Source organism: Oribacterium sp. NK2B42, from assembly GCF_000424445.1.
Taxonomy (GTDB): domain Bacteria; phylum Bacillota; class Clostridia; order Lachnospirales; family Lachnospiraceae; genus Oribacterium.
Genome location: NZ_KE384193.1, coordinates 1 through 19,317 on the forward strand (window position 1 = coordinate 1; position 19,317 = coordinate 19,317).

Sequence of the window (19,317 nt, forward strand, 5' to 3'; positions counted from 1 at the left end):
TGAAAGCAAAGGAAATATAGTTGGAAAAAGAAATTGATACAGAAAAAGACTTAGAATTAGACAACTTTCTGGATGATGAACCGAAAAGTAAATGGGCAGCTAAGGCTTCCGTTTTTACAAACCTCTTTAGTAAGGTAGAATATACATATCAACTATATAGAGCCTTACATCCCGAGGATGATAAGACGACCATAGATGAGATAACGCATATGACCATAGAGAGCCATATGCTGAACCAACAGTATAACGATCTCGGTTTTATGGTTGGAGAACGGCTGATAATATTAGCAGAAGCACAGAGCACCTGGAGTGAAAACATAGTTGTGCGTTGCCTGCTTTATGTGGTGCAGACGTGGTATAAGTACATAAAGAAAAAGGGACTTGATATATATTCTGAAGATAAGGTAGCATTGCCCGTGCCGGAACTTTACGTGATATATACCGGGACAGAGAAGCGGTATAAACCGGAAAAGCTAACACTAAAGGAAAGTTTTTTCAAAGGGAAGGATATTCGTGTTGATTGTAAAGTAAAGATGCTTTATGACGGAGCACAGGGTGATATCATCAACCAGTACGTAAGATTCTGTCATATTTTTAATAAACAGGTGAAGATTTACGGACGGACAAGGAAAGCTGTGGATGAGACTATCAGAATCTGCCAGAGGGAAGCGGTTCTTGAGGAGTATCTTGAGAGAGAAAGAGAGGAGGTTATGGATATTATGTTGGCATTATTTGATGAAGAAACTTTAATGAAAAATCATGATGCAACAATTAAGAGGAAGAGTTGGGAAGAAGCCACGGATTTGATGAATTATCTATGGAAAAATAATCGTGGCGATGATGCAATCAGAGCCTCAAAGGATGAAGGATTTCGTGAACGACTTCTTGAGGAATTTCGAAGTGTTAAAAGATCGACTAAGGAAACAGATGCATAAGAAACAGTGTGACAGTCTCAACATAGCGGAGACTGCCACACCATTTTATCTTACGTTATTCCGGCTTCCGTCAGGAGTTGTTCAACACGGACATCAAAATTATGATCTTTCTTTATTTTCTCATAAGCGCTTTCTGCGATGGCTTTTCGCTCATCATCATGGAGGAGAAAGTAGTCAATCTTATTTAAAAGATCATTCTGTGATTCATAGAAAACAAAATCCACACCGGGCTCGAAATATCTAAGGAAATCTTCCTGAAAATTACTGAGAAGAAAACCTCCGCAGCCAATGATATCAAAGCATCTTAAAGGGATGCCTTTTTTTATGCTCCTGAGACTGATATTCAGGTTTATATCAGAACCTTTAAACACATATGGCATATCACTGTAATATTTTATTATGCCGTGATTTTTGATTCCTTGTGCGGTAAAGGTCGTGTCTTTTGTATAGAGATCCACAGGATGTCGTTTTGCTATGCTTTTAAGAAGCTCTGTTCTTTCTATACCTGTAATCCTTCGGTTGATCACATAATCCGCGTATAGATAGCTTTTTGTTTCTACACTATCTTTATGTGGCTCAATAGGTAGAGCAGCATACATCTTTTCAATGATGGTCTCTGTAAGAGAATCCTCTATAAAATTGTATCCATGTATCTGCATTTGGGATTTCATTAATCCCTCAAGATAGCCGTGAACATAGGGATCCAGTTTAGGAAGCATACGCTCGTAAAAGTTATGTTCTTCCGTATAAAGGGAACCCACAAAGGAAACCTTCGATCTGTATTTAGCAGCTTTGGCATCACTCAGAGAAAATCTATCAAGTCTCTCTGTTGACGCAGCAAGTGGCATATAATGAACTGTCTTTATCCCTTGGGATGCAAAGGTTTCATACATTTCTGAATCAAACAAGAAGACTTCATTACAGCTGTTTGCAAGAGTATAGTGATAGAGAGCCACCTGAGGATTATCATAAACCCATGAAATATACTTAAGTCCTGCTTTCTGACATACCTTTGAAACCAGTGGATAGTAATTGAAAGAAAAGGCAAAATCCGGAGATTCAATTTCTATACTTTGAAGCATATCGGATTCTCTTTCAGAATCATTCCATTTTCCATCATTGGAGTAAGCATATTTAAAAATTTCTGTTTTCTTTCCGTGAAGTCTGTACTTCAGTAATGAATCAATGAAATCATTGGCACAGAAGCTTTCGACATCAATATAGAATACTTTCATTATTTTTACCTATATTTAACCATAATAATTAATATCGTCCTTTTTTGGGGTATTTATAAGTATTGATTTTATTAGGGAAAATACCTGACAATATGGAGGGTTGGTACGACAAAAGCCTAATAGAAAAGGAAGAGCCCCGCTCTTCCTCATTAACTCATCTTTAATAATTCTATGTCGTCCCCGTCGACACTGCCCACAGCGGTCCGCCGCCGTCATAAGCAGCCTTCAGCTCCTTCAGGATCTGTTCCAGAGACCAAGCTTTCTGGCAGTTGCCAAACTTGGCAGGATCTGCGATCATGACATTTCCGTCAGAAGTCAGCTGAGTGATGACCACAAAGTGACCGGCATCTGTAAGAGAACCCTTTCCCATAAGAGCTATAAGCACGTGTCCTGACTTCAGAAGCTCTGTTACTTTTTCGGCAGTGCGATCCGTGACGGAAGTACAGTTCAGACCATAATGCTCCAGAGCCTCGGGAATGAGACTGTGATAACTGCCTCCGTGAATGGCATAGAGTTTATTCTCAACTGCCCAGTCGGCAACCTCTACCGGAGTAATGGGAGTATCTGTTTTCGCAAAGCTGTTTACCAGCATGGAAATGGTTACCGGCCCGCAGCCATAGGCGCCCATACGGTCAACCCCAGCGATCCTGTAGTCCTTCCAATGGCTGTCACTCTGGCAGAAATAAAGCATTGAACCAAGCGCAGTGTCAAGAACGGAGTTGTAGTCATTATACACATAATGAAGAGTCTCCGGCAGGAGCATCTCCATCAGGTTACCATTGGAATCCGCTGCGTAAATCTTTGGATTACCTTCAGCGCCGGAAGAGGAGAGATGTGACTGTATCTGTTCCTGAGCTGCCATATCAGCCCTTTTCTGTGCCATAAGTGCCTGTTTTGCGGCGTCATCGGCATCTATTAAGGTGGAATATTCCCTGTAGGTATCGTAAGGCATACGAACAGTTTTATCGACGGACTGAATAGATGTTTTGCCCACATCCACAACATCCTGAGCTGTATAAGGGTGAACCATATATGCAGTGCTCATGGACAGAGTCAGGGCAGATAATGCTATCCCCGCCCGAAGGACATGTCCAAGAAAAATCTCTTCCTCTGTGAGATTTGCTTTCAGGTTCTGGTTTTCAGCCTTCCGGGCATCTATATAATTACGGGTGGATCTGCGGAAATCCTTAAAACGTTCCCTCAGGGTTTTATGCGCACCTGAACTACCGGCAGCCGCGCTGCCGGCTACAAATGTTTCCTTACGGTCATAATTCAGACCGTCCCAGGTATTTGTACTTTTATTAGCGGTCTGTGTGCTCATTTTTTCCTGCCTGATTTATCTTACTTGGTTATACCAAGCTGTTTATAAATGAGTGAAGGAATGTTCAAAAGCGATGCCTGCTGACATACAGCGCCGATCTTATATGCTTCCATAGGCATACCGTAAACTACGCAGGATTCCTTATCCTGTCCTATGGTGAAAGCTCCGTTCTTTCTCATTCTGAGAAGTCCCATAGCACCATCGGCACCCATGCCTGTAAGTATGACACCAAGAGCATTTTCACGAACATTCTGGGCTACAGAATTGAAAAGGACATCTACTGAAGGAGCATGTCCGTTGACCTTATCTTCCTGTGTGACACTGACTGTATATCCGCTGCCCATTTTCTGGACTCTCATCTGATATCCGCCCGGAGCCAGAAGCATACGACCCTGCTTTACCTGATCGCCGTTTTTTGCTTCCAGAACCTCCATCTTGCAGATACGGTTCAAACGTTCAGCGTACATTGTGGTGAATCCCGCTGGCATATGCTGGGTAATGACTACACCGGGCATATCAGCCGGGAAGTTTCGTACAACACTGAGGATAGCTTCCGTGCCGCCTGTAGATGCACCTATGGCAATTATCTTCTGTGCGGCACCTGTTGGTACCCTTAGATTCCCTGATGTTTCCTTCATAAGATTATTTTGTGATACGGTAATGGCTTTTCCGGGTTCAGGATGAGCCTGCTGGGGCATATGTACCTTTGAAAAGGATGCAATGTAGAGCTTGCTTCTCAGTCTTTCTACAAAAGATACTGAAGCATTCTGGTCATTGAAATCCGGTTTATGTACGTAATCTACTGCACCTGCAGCCAAAGCATCGAATACACGGATATTGAGGGTCGAAACAAGTATCACGGGAACCGGATACTTAGGCAGAAGTTCTTTCAGAAAATCTATCCCGGACATTCCGGGCATCTCTATATCAAGTGTGACAACATCAGGTTTGACTTCGGGTATCTTTTTCGCTGCATCGAAGGCATCAACTGCATGGCCAACGATGGCAAAACGATCGTCAATTGCGATATTGTTCATGAGAAAACTACGATACAGAGCGGAATCATCTACAACAAATACATTTATCTTTTCCTTTAAAGCCATATAACACAACCCCTTTATGATGATTTGTTAATGATGTGCATGGGTTGACGATATTCTCAGCTCATGTAAAACATTAAGTCATTCTAAGTATATCACAAAATAATTCCTTTAGTTAAACCTTTTGGTAAATCGCAGGCATCAAATACTTGTATGGACAATTTGCCTTATTGAGACCCTCGGAATGGCCTATAAAAAGGTAACCCTCAGGGTCGGTGTAATCGTAAAAACGTTTGACGAGAGCATCCTTTGTGGGCTGATCAAAATAGATCATAACGTTACGGCAGAAGATGAGATCAAAGCTGTGCTTCCATTTTATGGGATTCATCAGGTTAAAGGTCCTAAAGACAACATTATTCTTTATGACAGGAGCTATGGTGTAGTTACCGTCCGGTTGTTTTATAAAATACTTTTTCTGCCATGCGGGAGGAAGCTTTGATAAACTGTCCTCGCCGTAGGTTGGATTCATAGCTGAGTTCAGTATATTCTGGGAAATGTCACTGGCCAGGATGCGAAGATCCCATTTTGAGGCTTCGGGGCCAAAAAACTCCAGAAGATACATCATGATGGTATAAGGCTCTTCTCCGGAGGAGCAGCCTGCACTCCATATATACACTGCCTTGTCCATTGCGTGCTTTTTCTTTATCTCCGGAAGAATGGTATTCCACAGAAAATCAAAATGCTCTTTTTCGCGCAGGAAATAGGTGTAATTGGTAGTCAGCTTGTTAAGCATGGAAACAGTTGATTCCTGATCCCTGCCGCTTAATATAAGCTCCACAAAATCATGGAAGCTTTCATAACCATCTGCAGTGAGAGTGTTGGAAAGACGGCTCACTATGAGCTGCTTTTTCTTACTGAGATCGATGCCGTAGTTTGTTTGTATATACTTGTATAAACGGTTAAAATCTTCATCTGTTAATGTGACCATTATGAAATCCCCTTTATATGGCAAAAAGCTATCCGGTTTTGCCCGGATAGCTGCCGATTGTTACTATAAGACATTAGCATTGATAAGTGCATCGCAATCAAATGACATTGCAACGGTGCCGTCATCCATATTGAGCATTCCGTTAAGAAGCTTTTTTTGACGTTTCATAGGAATAGGCTTCACGGTGTCAAGGTCGATATCAACCACCTGACGTACATTGTCAACAACAATTCCGATCGGTACATTTTCTATATTTAAAATAATGATACATGTCTTACTTGTATATTCCGTAGCACCAAGTCCCATAAGAAGACGAATGTCTACAACTGCAAGTACGGAACCTCTCAGATTGATGATTCCCTTTACATAGTCGGGAACAAGCGGGAGAGTGGTTATGTACTGATCCGTAATGATCTCAGTAACATAATCGGTGCTCATATACATGATCAAGTCACCTGATTCAAAAGTTAGGCAACGCTGTAAGTTCTTAGGCTCCTCTTTGATAGTTTCTTCGGAAGTAGCTGCCTGGATATTCATTTCTTCTGCCATGTATATTCCTCCTCTCAGGCATTTTCGATGGCTGCATTGTATACGCCAAGTACGTCAAGAATGATACTGATGGTGCCATCACCGAGAATCGTACATCCGCTGATGCCTCGTGACTTCAGATCAAAGATTGAAACAAACTGAGGAAGCGGCTTAACAACCACCTGCTGTTCACCTATAAGCTCATCTGCATACAGGCAGCAGCTCTTTTCGCCGTATTCTACCCATACCATGATGCCTTCGGTCATATCCTCGTCATGCTTTCCATGAATATTATAGAATTCATTGAGCTTAACGATAGGATAGAACTCTCCGTCACGGTCTATCATTTCATTTCCGTTTTCATCACGTATGATCTCGGAATTATCGATCTTGAAGGAAGATCTGATGTTGGCGATAGGGATAGTAAATGTTGTATCACCTACAGCAACCTTCATACCATCAACGATTGAAAGTGTGAGAGGAATCTTCATGGTCATGGTGGTTCCCTTTCCAAGATCTGAATCGATACTCAGTGTACCACCTACGGACTCGAGATTCTTTTTAACTACGTCCATACCAACGCCACGACCTGAATATTCGGTAACCTGCTTGTTGGTTGAGAAGCCCGGTAACATGATGAGACCAAGGGCTTCTTTCTTGGAGTACTGATCCTTTGGCTTTACAAGAAGACCTCGCTCTTCTCCTTTTTGAAGCAGCTTGTCGGGATCCATGCCATAACCGTCATCCTTAACTTCTATAACGACCTCACTGGAGGTGTGAGTAGCTGAAAGGATAAGCTCACCCTGAGGATCCTTTCCGGCAGCTATACGCTCCTGAGCGGTTTCTTCTATACCATGATCCATGGAGTTACGCACGATGTGCATGATAGGATCCTGAATCGCATCAACGATGGTCTTGTCAACTTCGGTATCTTCACCGATTACGGTGAGACGTACGTCCTTGTTGAGCTTTGTCTTCATATCTCTTACGATACGGCTCATCTTCTGGAAAACACCGGAGATGGATACCATTCGGAGAGACATTGAGATGTCCTGAAGATCATCTGTTAACTTACGAAGCTGTCTTGCGGACTTAAGGAAGCTGTCCATCTCTTCCTGTGGAAGCTGATTGAGAACAGGAGATGATGTTACCATTGATTCTGTGATAACGATCTCACCCACAAGATCATTAAGGGCATCAAGCTTCTGAAGGTTTACACTGATAAGACTGGACTTAACAGGTGCGGTGTTCTTTGCCGCAGGCTTCTTATCAGCTGCGGGGGCAGATGCCGGAGCCGGTGCAGGATGCGGAGCCTCTGCTGCCGCGGGAGCTGCCGCCGGAGCCTGTTCAGGTTCGGCAACCGCTGCTGCCGGAGCCGGCTCAGGTTTATCCTCCGCCTTAGGAGCATCCAGAGTCTCACAGCTCTTGATATACGACTGGGTCTTCAGACCTTCCTCTGCCATATTTGCTGTATCCAATGAATCAAACGCAAGATAGAAGCCATCCTCTATGATAACTTTTGCGCTGTCAGGATTCTGATCCATGTCTGAAGGATAGAAGCGGAAATCAATTCCGTTCTCCTTCAATGCATTTACTATCATAAATGCACGAAGATTCTCCATTCCGATTCCGTCTTCAAGGAATATATGGATAAATACCTGTGCACTTGGATCGTCCGGAAGCTTGGAGGATCCTGCTGCAGGAGCGGCTGCATCACCGCCTGTTGTGGGAGCGGCACCTTCGCTGGCGGACTCACCATCCTTCAGCTTCTGCAGGTAGGCTTCGATTGCAGACTGGAATTCGGTGATATCCGGATCGACTTCCTCACCGGCTTCAACCTTGCCGACCTCGCCGCGGAGATAATCTTCTGATTTGAACATCAGATCAAACAGGCCTTTTTTCTGATCTTCATTAAGGAACTCAATGCCCTTATCTCGGATAAAGAAGAAAAGGTCTTCGATACGATGGGCGATTACGGAGATAGGAGTTAACTCCATCATCGCACTTGAACCCTTGATCGTGTGCATGATACGGAAAATCTCGTTTACATTGTCTGTTGAGAATTCACCGACTTTCTCGGCTTCCATAAGGATCTCATCCAGACGGTCAAGAAGACCATTAGTCTCAAAGAGATAAGTATCAAGCATTCCTTCCATTTCTGCATTCATATGATTCTGTACCACCTTTAATTAAACAATTTCAACACTAGTAGCTATTTCGTCAAAACATTTTTAAAAAATAAGAGTAATCTTACGAAAAAATGATATTACAGAAATTTTTTTCTGAAAATTACGGTTATTTTTAGTTCATTTGTAATACTGTTCCCGGAAACTACATTAGAAGGTAGCCACCGAATCCTTTAAACGGCTGAAGTCATTATTCAGGGACTGGACCATGAGCTGATACTCAAAGGTTGTCCTTACAAGCTCTACCTGTTCCTGATCCATATCCACGTTATTTCCGTCAAGCCTTGTGGACTCATTGGTTGTGGTATGAACAGTGGCTCTCGTGCTGTCGATGGCCCGCTCCACTTCTTTAGCTGTTGCCGATTCCAGCTGGGCATGCCGGATTTTTCTTCCCATAATGTTTTCGAAGGTAACATATTTGGATTTAAATCCCGGAGTATCAACGTTCGCAATATTGTTGAGAGTGATATTCTGTCTGCCCCACAGAAAATCCAGCGTACGTTCCGTCAGATTGATTCCGTTTCCATATAGATTTAACATAATGACTCCTTATCGACGATCCTTCGTTCGATTGGATTCAGATCCTTCTGAATAATTGATCGATCGGTTTTTTGTCCATAATGCCCTGATGGTTATCATCAGACATCCTTAATACTCTTTCGACTAGGAAATGAGCATTTATAAGCAATTAAGGTTATTTTTTCATTTCCATGTCTGTAAATATGTTATTCAGGTGATTTTTTCCTATGAAGATGTGAAAATTAAAAACAGATATTAATTAAAGTAGAAAAGCGGACAACTGTATAATTGCAAAAATAAATATATATCAAATCCTTATAATGCTTTCTCAAACAGCCGATATGAAGTCTATGTAACATGTGTACAGAGATTACACGAAGTGAGGCGTAGTAATGAATAAGAAAAGAAAGAAATTGGAAAATGTAACAAAGGACATGCAGCTTGGTGTGAGATTATCGCTGACTATAGGCGCTGCCATATTGGTGTGCCTTATAATATTAGCGGTATTTGTGTCTGTTTTGTCCAGTAAAACCATCCAGAACTTTGAAGGAGAGTCTCTTATGGAGCTTTCTGAAGCAAGTGTGGATAAGGTTGACAGCATTCTGGTGAGAACCAATGAGATTTATCATAGCATGAAAAGTGCTATAAAGATAATCAATGAAAAGGAAGATGATATCGACGGTTCTTTCACCACAGACTGGACTTCGGAGGTGAAATCCGGTCTGGAGAATTCCAGCGATAAGGGGCTTAAGCTTATAAGCCGGGTTATGGGTACTCCTATATCGCCGAGCCGTTTTGAAGCTGAGACCATCATTGTAAACGAGCTTTTTGAAGCAGTACGTGATAATGATGCTGTATATGGTGTAGGCTTCCTTATGGAACCGGGAGCGTTTTCGAAGCATATCGAAAACTACGCTCCATACGTAAATATAAGTGATGCGGAACAGAATCTGGTGGAAAATCTTGCCTATGATGAATACAGCAATGAGGTCTACTATACAAAGGCGCTGAAGGAGGGAGGCAACGGTTTTTCCGATCCTTATGTGGAAGATGGCGTCAATATGATCACCTGTTATTATCCTATAAATAATAGCAGTGGTTCCACCGTGGGTGCGGTTATCATTGATGTCTATGCGGATGTTTTTAAGGTTGTTGATAATACCGGCAAGAGCTTTTCTTCACTTTTCAGTAATATAATCAATGAAAATGAGTATATCCTCTACTCTACAAATACCCAGAATATCGGTAAGCGCTTTGGGGAAGTCGTAGATGAAGATGCACATAAGAAGATAAAGGCAGGCTTTGATAAAGGCGAGAAGTTTGTAGTCACTACCAGATCCGCTGCGGGAGACATTGTACTCAGGTTCTACGCTCCTTTGAAAATGGGAAATAAGACCTGGTGGGTAATGACGGCTGTATCGGAAAAAGAGTACAATGCGACTGCAAACAGTATAAGGAATATGATCATCATTGCATCCATACTGATCGTTGCGCTGATACTGTTCCTTACATATACTCTGGTACATAAGAATCTGGCTCCGCTTTCCAAGATTTCATCTGTTGCCGGAGAAGTTGCACATGGAAACTTTGATATAGATTTCGATTATCATAGAAACGATGAGATAGGAGTTGCCTTAAACGGCATAAGTTTGATCGTAAAAAGAATGCAGGATATCATCGGTGATATTTCAGATAAGCTTGAAGAGATAAGCAGGGGTAATTTCCAGGTAGATCTTAATGATGGTGACCACCATTATGTCGGGGCATATGCACCACTTCTTACTGACATGCAGAGCATCACCGATACTCTGAATCAGGCGATGCTTGATATCAAACAATCATCTGAACAGGTATCAAGCGGAGCGGAGCAGGTTTCCGATGCTGCACAGGCACTGGCTCAGGGCGCAACCGAACAGGCATCGTCTGTACAGGAGCTTTCTGCAACGATGAATGAAATATCCCACAAGATAAAGATTACTGCATCAAAGGCAAAGGAAGCCTCAGAGCTTGGAACCGTGGCCGGTGAGGCTATGAAGGCATCAAATGAAAAAATGACAGAGATGACAACTGCAATGGATGATATCATCGATAAGTCCAATGAGATCAGTAAGATAATTAAGACCATCGATGATATTGCCTTCCAGACCAATATCCTTTCTCTCAATGCTGCCATCGAGGCTGCAAGAGCGGGTTCTGCAGGAAAGGGCTTTGCAGTTGTGGCGGATGAAGTCGGTAATCTTGCAAAGAAATCTCAGGAAGCTGCACAGAATACGGCCGTACTTATTGAAGAGACCATAGAAGCTGTACAGCGTGGCGGACAGATTTCTGAAGAGACAGTTACTGCTATCGGTACAGTTACAGAGAAATCCGTTCAGATTACCTCTCTTGTTGATGAAATTTCAGCGGCATCTGAAGAAGAGTCAAGAGGTGTATCACAGGTTACTATCGGAATAGATCAGATATCATCAGTTGTCCAGACCAATTCCGCAACAGCACAGCAGTCTGCAGCAGCAGCGGAAGAGCTTGCCGGTCAGGCTAATATCATGCACGGTCTGGTTGAAAAGTTTAAGCTGAAGAGTGCGGAATCGACTTATAAGAAGAAACAAGCGACTTATATCCCTCCTGAACCTGCGGCTTACATCCCTCCGGAAACGACGGATGATAGGAAGTTAAGCGGACATGGAGCTGATAGTTCAGCTGTTAAGGCTTCTGCTCCAAAACCTAAAAAGTATGAGAGCAAAAAGACCGGGCCTGTATCAATGGGTGCCAAGCCGGTAGCTAAGAAAGCAGACCCCGTTAAACCTGTGGCAACGGCATCTAAGCCCAAAAATGAGATTCCGTATATTCCGCCAAGTAAGGACGAGGGATTTATTCCATCAGATCTTGACGGAACAGATCTCACCAATGTAGATCCCGCATCAATCCCGGTGAAGACTTTTACTTCACATAATGGGGCTGATAAGTATTGATCGGGATTGAAGAATATCAAGTGTATGAAGTAGAACTCTACTTTATATAAACATCCCCAATGTAAGGACAGTCGCCAGAACGTTCCCCTAAAGCGTGGCGGCTGTCCTTTTTGTATCATTGTGAAATGGGGCAGAAAATGCAGGAGATTGGTGACGAGTCAAGGTTTTGAAATGGGACAGAAAATGGAATGGATGCGTGGCGGCCCACGAGATTGAAAGAACATCCGGCTTTGTATGTTCGTCCCAGATGCACTGGCGTGCGTCTGTGCCGTACATACAAAGCCGGATGTTCTTTCAACTCGCAAGCCTAGCCACACATCCATTCCATTTTCTTCACGTTTTGAATCATGTCGTACATCGTCTGCATTTTCTTTACGTTATTAAAAGCGGTACGAACATGATACATGGGGGACATCCTAAAATGGGGGAAGGTTATGGCAAGGGGGAAGTAAAAAAGACCGTCCAACCGGAAATGGTTGGACGGTCTTTGAATTATTATTCTTCGTCTTCGGCTTTTTTCTTTTTTTTCTTGCCGAAGGGGAGTTTGGGTTTTGGCAGTTTGATTTTGATTTTGGGGAGAGGGAGTTTGAAGCCTTTTTTCTTTTTCTTGCCGTCTCCTTCGCCTTCGGCTTCGGGGGCACCGCCGGCTTCGGCTTTTGCTTTCTTCTTTTTCTTGAGGACTTTGAGAAGGATCATTATGCCTGCTACGAGACCTTCAAGAATGATGACTGTGAAGAAGCCTATGAGGAAGGAAAATATGGAGAAGCCTCCGGATTTTTTTTCTTCTGCTTCTTCGCTGGATTCCACTTCGCTTTCTGGTTCGATGACGTTTCCGGCTTCGTCGGTGTTCATGGTGACGTCGATTACTGGACTGCCGTCTTCGTTGGTTTCACCTACAACAGCGGTGATTTCACCGGTGTCTTCATCATACTTATTGCCTCCGGTATCATTGGCATTGCTTTCTTCGGCTTCGGCCAGCTCTTCCGGAGAAATGGCATTGAAGGTTACGGGTGAACCTTTTCCGTCAACCTTAACGAAGCCTTCTCCCCAGTTGCCGTTGAACTTATCCTGCACCATCTGCGCGGCGGTTTTGGCTTGTATATAAGAGAGGTCCACGAGTTTTACGTAGCCTTCCTTGAGATCGGCATAGACGGTGTAACCCCACAGTACACCGTTTGGATCTCTTGCATCCTCAAGAATGTGAAGAACTGTATTCTGAGGGATAGGGATGTTAATGCTGTAAGCACTGTCATCTTTAGGCTCCTGATAGAATTTAGCGCCCTCAGGGTTGGTTACCATGGCAAAGTAACTAAGATCCGGTGCTGTTGTTTCAGGTTCCGTGGTGGTCTCTACAGGTTCACCGTTTTCATCGGTTTCGACTTCTTCAGTGCCTTCTTCGCCTTCTGCACCCTCTTCGGAGACAGCAGCCTCTTCGGTTGATTCTTCAGCTCCGTAACTATATATAGGATATGAGACAATAGTCGTCGCTATGCTAAGGAGCAATAGCGACGTTAGAAGTTTTTTCTTCATGTTTTTTATGCGTTATCATCTTTATCAAGAGAAAGAGTAGAAACAACATCTCTTATCTGATTGACAACACGTTCGATCTTGTCATTGGCTTCGGAACTTGCATCAGAGAGCTTCTTTACTTCCTCGGCAACAACGGCAAAACCACGGCCTGCCTGTCCTACTCGAGCAGCTTCGATACTTGCATTGATGGCAACTATCTTCTGGCGTTTCTGGATACCCTTAAGGGTATTTGTGCTGGAAATAACTTTCTTTACCAGACCGTTAGTTTCTTTGATGCCATCGGAAAGACGTGACAGAACCTTATCATCGGCATAAACGTAATACTGGTTTGAAATATAGCCGTTTAAAAGGCTGTCGATCAAAGGAATAACCACGGAATAGTCAGCATCGGACTCATCGGGATTTGTTACGGTTACAGTGCCTATAACTTCGTCACGGATCTTCAGTTCAACGGATGCGTGGCGTGTAAAGGCTGATTCAGAGTTTTCATCTTCATTCTCTGAAAAACCGGGATCGGCGGCATCCTGTGAAGAATCCATGGAGGTTGCGATAACATTACCCTCGGTATCGGTGATATCAACTTTAAGTCCTGTAAGCTTTGACCAGTTTCTAGCTATGGATGAAAGCTCCTGCATGTTGCAAAAATCATTTATTTTCATGTTCACGTCTCCTTGATTGATTTTCAAAATCATTGCTATATTTTTAGTCGACGGTTTAGTTTTATTTAATAAGGCAATATGCATGGAATTTCGATATATTTTGAGGTTTTATGTACCGGAAATCAGATGGATTTAAGTTTAGGGATGTAAGGAAAGAAATTTTGCCCGGAAAAGATTTTCTATTTCGGGGTTTTACAATATTCAAAATGTTGGAACTATGATAGAATATAGTATTGTTGGAATAATTAATAGTGTATCGGTAGTTTTCATTTCAGACATTTTCCGCGGTTGAGGAAGACATGACAAGCAATTTAGAAATTTCCATTGATAAACTTAAGTCCGGGATGGTTATAGGTAAGTCCATAGAGGACAGACTTGGACGTATTCTCATTGAGCCCGGAACAGTTGTTACTCCGTATGCAATTGATGAGCTCAGGAAGGGCGGGGTTCAGTACGTCACCATAAAATCAGGGCAGGCCAATAAGAGTCCGAATAAATTATCAACGGCTGCCGAGTATATGGTGAAGGAACTGAGAAAATCCGATCCTCCCACAGTCGTACTTGAAGCTTCAGTAAGGAAACGTATTTCCAAGGGAATAGAGCTTATTTACCAGAATCCGGACCCTCACGAAACCGCAGCAGCTGCAACAAGCATCACCAATGATCTGATGAATGCCATAGAAAAGAATAATGCTGTGGCCCTGAACATTAATGCTCTCAAATGCAGTGACGAGTATACCTTTAAGCATAGTGTGGATGTGGCATCCATAAGTATGGTTCTGGCCAAGGAACAGGGAAAGAGTAAAACGGAAATTTTCCAGATAGGAATGGCAGGACTTCTGCATGATATAGGAAAGACCATGATTCCTCCGGAAATTCTTAACAAGCCTGCAAAGCTTACCTACGAAGAATTTGAAGTTATGAAAAAACACAGCACCTTCAGTTATCAGCTGGTGGCTGATAATGATGAGATCCCAATGGATGTTAAGATAGCCATGCTTCAGCATCACGAGAAGATTGATGGAAGCGGTTATCCCTACGGCGCAACAGCTGATCATATACATCAATATGCAAAGCTTCTGACTGTGGCCGATATCTTTGATGCCCTTGTGACAGAGAGACCTTATAAAAAAGGCAAGACCCCCAGAGAGGCTGTAGAGATGCTCATGGCCATGACAGACGAGCTGGATATGGATGCATTGAACAGCTTCTTGCAGATGATGATCCTTTATCCTGTGGATTCCAACGTTCAGCTCAGTAACGGTGAAACAGCGAGAGTTGTTCAGCGAAACCCTCAATTCCTTCTGAGACCGGTAGTTGTCGGGGTTGAGAGTGGTAATGTCTATGACCTTAAGTCTTTGAAATGTGCCGGAATTGTAATCTTATAATTTTGTAAGGTTACAAGGATGTTGGCTTAACGTTTTGTAAGCTTATTTCAAGGTTTACTTAATTGTAAAAAAAAACTCCGAATGATAAAATAGACACGTTCTTAAACTCCGGAATTGTCCGGGCAGTAATATTTCTAAATGGAGTGAGCTGCTTCACTTCAATTTTTAAGGGGGATTTAAAAATGGCAGACAATAAGCACGCAAGAACCGGGCTTTGGCTCGGCGGTCAGCCTGCATGGCTGGCTATCATCTGTATCATTCTGGTACTTGCTCCTATGTACATCACAAAGGCAAGCGATGATGGTCCAAAGATGATCGCAGCAACTACCATGACTTCTGTACTTGGTATTTGCTTCGGTCTAGCAGTTATTTTCAATGAGCTCGGTGAGAGAATTCCTATCTGGAACACTTATATCGGTGGTGGTCTTCTCCTCACATTCTTCGGTGTTGCTATCCTTAAGCAGTTCGGACTTATTCCTGAGGCAGGACTTGATGCTATCAACTCATTTATCTCTGACGATGCAAACTTCCTTGAGCTCTTCATCGTTATGCTGATCTGTGGATCGGTACTTTCTCTTGAGAGAGATATCCTTCTGAAGTCCTTTGCAGGTTACATTCCTGCTATCCTTGGCGGACTTCTTGCAGCATCAATCCTTGGCGGAATCACAGGCGCTATCTTCGGTATCCCATTCAGCGATACACTTATCAAGTACACACTTCCTATCATGGGTGGTGGTAATGGTGCCGGCGCTGTTCCTCTTTCTCAGATTTATGAGCAGGTAACAGGCGATGCAGCTGCTAACTACTATTCATTTGCTATCATCGTTCTTACAATTGCAAACATCTTCTGTATCATCGCATCAGCAGCTCTTAATGCTCTTGGTGAGAAGGTTCCGTCACTTACAGGTGATAAGAAGACTCTTATCCGTGGAGCTGAGAATCTTGTAAAAGATGATGAGAAGGTTTCTACAGACAATACTGACCTTGCAGGTGCATTACTTCTTGCATTCGCTTGTTTCGCAGTTGGTGAGCTTATGGCAGGTAAGTTCCTTCCTAAGATCGCAGGTGCTGCTATCCACAAGTATGCATACATGATCATCTTCGTAGTTATCCTTGCCGCAACAGGTAAGATTCCCGCAAGAGTTCGTGCAGGTGCAAAGAGACTTCAGAGCTTCTTCTCAGGACAGCTCGGAATCATCATCATGGTAGGTATGGGTGCAGATTTCAATCTTGCTGAGCTTTTCAATGCTATCTCACCTTCAAACATCCTTATGGCTTTAATGATCGTTATCGGTGCTATCATCGGATCAGCTGCTGTAGGATACCTTGTAGGTTTCTATCCTATCGATACAGCTATCACAGCCGGTCTTTGCATGGCTAACAGAGGTGGAAACGGAGACCTTGCTTGTCTCGGTGCTGCAGATCGTATGGATCTCATCGCTTACTCACAGCTTTCATCACGTCTTGGTGGTGGAATCGTTCTTATCATTGCATCTTTCGTATTCTCATTCATGCTTTAATATTTAAAGCCCGAAAGAAATCGGATGACAATATGATAAATAAGATCAAAACCATTAAAGCAGCTGGTTTTGAATTATGGAGACGCTCCTTCGGGGGCGTCTTTTCTTAATGATGCATAAGGCAGAAAATGACAATGCTTACACCGACAGCGGGCTTTGCCTGCGTCTTTCCTTAATGATATATAAGGTGAAATAACATGCTTCCTGTGCTATAATTCATAGCATTGTGAAATCAAATGATCGGGGGGATGACAGATGATAGTTTATTACAAGAAACTGGCAAATCTTCTTATGGTGGCGGGTGCTGCTCTCGGGGCAATGCTTGGACTTATACATTATCGTGGAAATATACTTTCCAATGAGAGTAAGGTTGCCATATTTGTATTTGCTCTTTTTATCTTTTCCGGAATCATAGTATTCAGATTCATTGCAGCCATTGTCTGCAGCAATAAGTTAAAGGCTATTCAGAGCAGACTTTATGTTGATGCAGATCCAAAGGGCTTTCTGGAAGAGTTTGAAGCTGTAAATGCAAAGGTTCCTAAGAATCTTGCGGAGTATGCAAACGGACAGAACTGGATATCTTATGCCAAAGAGGCTCTCGGAGATTATGAGGGGGCCTGGAATGCCATTAAGGATCTCAAACCCAATGAACTTAAAATACATGCCCTCACTACTTCGGCCCTTATAGTTAATCAGAAAGCGAACCTTCGGATCCTGATGAGAGATTTGGAAGCAGCCGGGGACCAGATTGATGACCTCAGACATCTTAAGGAACTGGCACAAAACAGAGCCAGGATGCTTTATTCAAATCTTGAACAACAGATAAGGGTTCAGGAAAACAGAATCGCTGCTGCAAGGGGTAAAGAGGATACAGATATAAAGTATCTTGAGGAAGAGATCCAGTTTGCATCAAATCCTATTTACAAAAAGGAGATGCAGGTTGAAGCTGCAGAATTCTATCTCAGAAGATCCGGTGAAGATAAAGAGTATTTCGAAAAGGCCATGAAGCTTCTTAAAGAGGTTGTAGAGGACAGAAAAGGTCTTTATACCGAGAAGCGCGCCGATGAACTTATGAAGAACCCTGAAAGCGTATATGTTTTCCACTCTTGACAATAGCATTGATATTTTCTTACAAACTCCTGCAGATTCATTTGTGGGAGTATTTTTATGGTAAAATTTGGAAATAACGGAGGTGAATATGAAAAAGAATATCAATAAGATAATAATGTCTATTCTTATAGCTATGTCTCTTGCTATGTCAGGAACAAGTGCTGTTGCCATGGCCGAAACTGGTCCTGCAAGAGGTGCAGAGCCGTTGGATACGGGAATCGGCACCGGGGGACCAAGCGTGCCGGGATCTGCGGCATCCGGAGCATCAGCCGCCGGTACAGCAGCCTCAGGAAGTACTAACGCAGCAACCAGTGCTTCAGCAAACGCGTCATTAATAGCATCGAGTCCCTTCAATACCAATGTCTATGGGTCACCGGTCAATGGTTACTACTGTGATGGTGTTACAACCTATACCTATGAAAATCTTGAGTCAGATATATCGGCTCTTGTTTCGGAGTTTGGAAGTGTGGTAAAGTCTTCTGTACTGGGAGTCAGTGCCGATAACAGAAATATTTACGAGCTGACTGTGGGAGAACCATCTGCGGAGAATCAGATATTACTGACAGCTGCCATGCATGGAAGAGAGTACATCACAACTCAGCTCGTTATGCGTCAGATTCATGATATGCTTTCCATGGCTAAAAACGGCGGAGGATTTAAAGGTCAGGGCGTGGCCTCCCTTCTTCAGACCACCTGCATTCATGTGATTCCGATGGTCAATCCGGATGGTGCTGTCCTTAGCCAGTTTGGAGCTTCAAAGGTAAAGAGCCAGACGATCCTCGGCAATCTCAAAGCCATGATCCAGCACGATCAGCAAAGGGAAAACTATACAGGAGACACAGACTGGTACTATCGCAGATGGAAGAACAATGCTAACGGCGTAGACATTAACAGAAATTTCTCCATAGGCTGGAAGGAGCTTGACGATTCAAGATATTACCCTTCATATGAGTACTATAAGGGACCGTCAGCGGAGTCTGAGGCAGAGACTCAGGCACTTATAAAGGTTTTGAATGAGGCTTCTTTTGATGAGGTTATCAACTATCATGCGCAGGGAAGCGTAGTTTACTGGTCCTTTGGAGGAGCTCCAGAGGGAGTAGAGGCAAGAAGCAAACAGCTTGCGGAGCTTGTGAAGCAGGACACAGGATATATCCTGGGAGCGGCTTCCACAAACATAAACAGCGTAGGCTCCGGCTCATATAAAGAGTATCTAGCCTTAAAGGGTATCCCTTCGGTTACCATAGAAGTGGGAATCGGTTCATGCCCGCTGCCGGACACAGACATTGACGGCATCTGGCAGAGAAATTCTGAGGTTTTAAAGGATCTGGTTTACGAGATAAACCATAGATAAACCGGTGAAAAAATTTGTCATCACCGGTTGAACCGCCG

General features: G+C 43.2%; 15 protein-coding genes. 6 read left to right on the forward strand and 9 right to left on the reverse strand.

Translation table 11 applies throughout. The features are described from left to right. Positions 1–20 precede the first annotated feature (20 nt). Complete coding sequence (locus tag G625_RS20775; RefSeq protein WP_049896004.1) at positions 21–935, forward strand: hypothetical protein; 915 nt, start codon at positions 21–23, stop codon at positions 933–935. 50 nt (positions 936–985) lie between these two features. On the opposite strand, the gene G625_RS0117465 is transcribed toward G625_RS20775, so the two are convergent. The 7 genes from G625_RS0117465 to flgB form a co-directional block, all read right to left on the reverse strand. Beyond that, the gene (locus tag G625_RS0117465) at positions 986–2,170 is read right to left on the reverse strand and encodes a CgeB family protein (RefSeq protein ID WP_029202121.1); all 1,185 of its coding nucleotides are present in this window, start codon (positions 2,168–2,170) and stop codon (positions 986–988) included. 169 nt (positions 2,171–2,339) lie between these two features. Continuing rightward, positions 2,340–3,491 (reverse strand): C39 family peptidase, encoded by a 1,152-nt coding sequence (locus G625_RS21725; protein ID WP_049896005.1) that lies wholly within the window; start codon positions 3,489–3,491, stop codon positions 2,340–2,342. Positions 3,492–3,511: 20 nt separating this feature from the next. After that, positions 3,512–4,594, reverse strand: a complete 1,083-nt coding sequence (locus G625_RS0117475) for a protein-glutamate methylesterase/protein-glutamine glutaminase (RefSeq protein ID WP_029202122.1) — start codon at positions 4,592–4,594, stop codon at positions 3,512–3,514. Between the two features lie 112 nt (positions 4,595–4,706). Beyond that, positions 4,707–5,519, reverse strand: a complete 813-nt coding sequence (locus tag G625_RS0117480; protein WP_029202123.1) for a CheR family methyltransferase — start codon at positions 5,517–5,519, stop codon at positions 4,707–4,709. A gap of 63 nt (positions 5,520–5,582) precedes the next feature. Then, the gene (locus G625_RS0117485) at positions 5,583–6,068 is read right to left on the reverse strand and encodes a chemotaxis protein CheW (RefSeq protein WP_029202124.1); all 486 of its coding nucleotides are present in this window, start codon (positions 6,066–6,068) and stop codon (positions 5,583–5,585) included. Positions 6,069–6,082: 14 nt separating this feature from the next. After that, a complete protein-coding gene (locus G625_RS0117490) occupies positions 6,083–8,215 on the reverse strand; it encodes a chemotaxis protein CheA (RefSeq protein ID WP_029202125.1) in 2,133 nt (710 codons plus the stop codon). A gap of 168 nt (positions 8,216–8,383) precedes the next feature. After that, positions 8,384–8,773, reverse strand: coding sequence for a flagellar basal body rod protein FlgB (gene flgB / locus G625_RS0117495; protein ID WP_029202126.1), 390 nt, complete (start codon positions 8,771–8,773; stop codon positions 8,384–8,386). 371 nt (positions 8,774–9,144) lie between these two features. Here flgB and G625_RS20785 point away from each other — a divergent pair, with 371 nt between their 5' ends. Then, positions 9,145–11,721, forward strand: coding sequence for a methyl-accepting chemotaxis protein (locus G625_RS20785; RefSeq protein ID WP_049896006.1), 2,577 nt, complete (start codon positions 9,145–9,147; stop codon positions 11,719–11,721). A gap of 495 nt (positions 11,722–12,216) precedes the next feature. Here G625_RS20785 and G625_RS0117510 read toward each other — a convergent pair whose 3' ends face one another. Beyond that, a complete protein-coding gene (locus tag G625_RS0117510) occupies positions 12,217–13,251 on the reverse strand; it encodes a hypothetical protein (protein ID WP_156885178.1) in 1,035 nt (344 codons plus the stop codon). 5 nt (positions 13,252–13,256) lie between these two features. After that, complete coding sequence (locus tag G625_RS0117515) at positions 13,257–13,910, reverse strand: methyl-accepting chemotaxis protein (RefSeq protein WP_029202128.1); 654 nt, start codon at positions 13,908–13,910, stop codon at positions 13,257–13,259. Between the two features lie 299 nt (positions 13,911–14,209). Here G625_RS0117515 and G625_RS0117520 point away from each other — a divergent pair, with 299 nt between their 5' ends. From G625_RS0117520 to G625_RS20790, 4 genes are all read left to right on the forward strand, one after another. Continuing rightward, the gene (locus tag G625_RS0117520; protein ID WP_029202129.1) at positions 14,210–15,298 is read left to right on the forward strand and encodes an HD-GYP domain-containing protein; all 1,089 of its coding nucleotides are present in this window, start codon (positions 14,210–14,212) and stop codon (positions 15,296–15,298) included. A 182-nt stretch (positions 15,299–15,480) separates the two neighbouring features. Beyond that, positions 15,481–16,818 carry a 2-hydroxycarboxylate transporter family protein gene (locus G625_RS0117525; RefSeq protein WP_029202130.1) on the forward strand — a complete coding sequence of 446 codons (1,338 nt, stop codon included), beginning with the start codon at positions 15,481–15,483 and terminating at the stop codon, positions 16,816–16,818. Between the two features lie 255 nt (positions 16,819–17,073). Next, positions 17,074–17,928 (forward strand): hypothetical protein, encoded by an 855-nt coding sequence (locus tag G625_RS0117535; RefSeq protein ID WP_029202131.1) that lies wholly within the window; start codon positions 17,074–17,076, stop codon positions 17,926–17,928. An 88-nt stretch (positions 17,929–18,016) separates the two neighbouring features. Next, positions 18,017–19,279 carry a M14 family zinc carboxypeptidase gene (locus G625_RS20790; protein ID WP_049896007.1) on the forward strand — a complete coding sequence of 421 codons (1,263 nt, stop codon included), beginning with the start codon at positions 18,017–18,019 and terminating at the stop codon, positions 19,277–19,279. The last annotated feature ends 38 nt before the right edge of the window (positions 19,280–19,317 follow it).

Coding starts and splice junctions, on each gene's coding strand:
- G625_RS0117480 (WP_029202123.1), bottom strand. CDS start 5,519: ATGGTCACATTAACAGATGAAGATTTTAACCGTTTATACAAGTATATA.
- G625_RS20790 (WP_049896007.1), top strand. CDS start 18,017: ATGAAAAAGAATATCAATAAGATAATAATGTCTATTCTTATAGCTATG.
- G625_RS0117535 (WP_029202131.1), top strand. CDS start 17,074: ATGATAGTTTATTACAAGAAACTGGCAAATCTTCTTATGGTGGCGGGT.
- G625_RS0117520 (WP_029202129.1), top strand. CDS start 14,210: ATGACAAGCAATTTAGAAATTTCCATTGATAAACTTAAGTCCGGGATG.
- G625_RS0117515 (WP_029202128.1), bottom strand. CDS start 13,910: ATGAAAATAAATGATTTTTGCAACATGCAGGAGCTTTCATCCATAGCT.
- G625_RS0117525 (WP_029202130.1), top strand. CDS start 15,481: ATGGCAGACAATAAGCACGCAAGAACCGGGCTTTGGCTCGGCGGTCAG.
- G625_RS20785 (WP_049896006.1), top strand. CDS start 9,145: ATGAATAAGAAAAGAAAGAAATTGGAAAATGTAACAAAGGACATGCAG.
- G625_RS0117465 (WP_029202121.1), bottom strand. CDS start 2,170: ATGAAAGTATTCTATATTGATGTCGAAAGCTTCTGTGCCAATGATTTC.
- G625_RS0117490 (WP_029202125.1), bottom strand. CDS start 8,215: ATGAATGCAGAAATGGAAGGAATGCTTGATACTTATCTCTTTGAGACT.
- G625_RS0117485 (WP_029202124.1), bottom strand. CDS start 6,068: ATGGCAGAAGAAATGAATATCCAGGCAGCTACTTCCGAAGAAACTATC.
- flgB (WP_029202126.1), bottom strand. CDS start 8,773: ATGTTAAATCTATATGGAAACGGAATCAATCTGACGGAACGTACGCTG.
- G625_RS0117475 (WP_029202122.1), bottom strand. CDS start 4,594: ATGGCTTTAAAGGAAAAGATAAATGTATTTGTTGTAGATGATTCCGCT.
- G625_RS0117510 (WP_156885178.1), bottom strand. CDS start 13,251: ATGAAGAAAAAACTTCTAACGTCGCTATTGCTCCTTAGCATAGCGACG.
- G625_RS21725 (WP_049896005.1), bottom strand. CDS start 3,491: ATGAGCACACAGACCGCTAATAAAAGTACAAATACCTGGGACGGTCTG.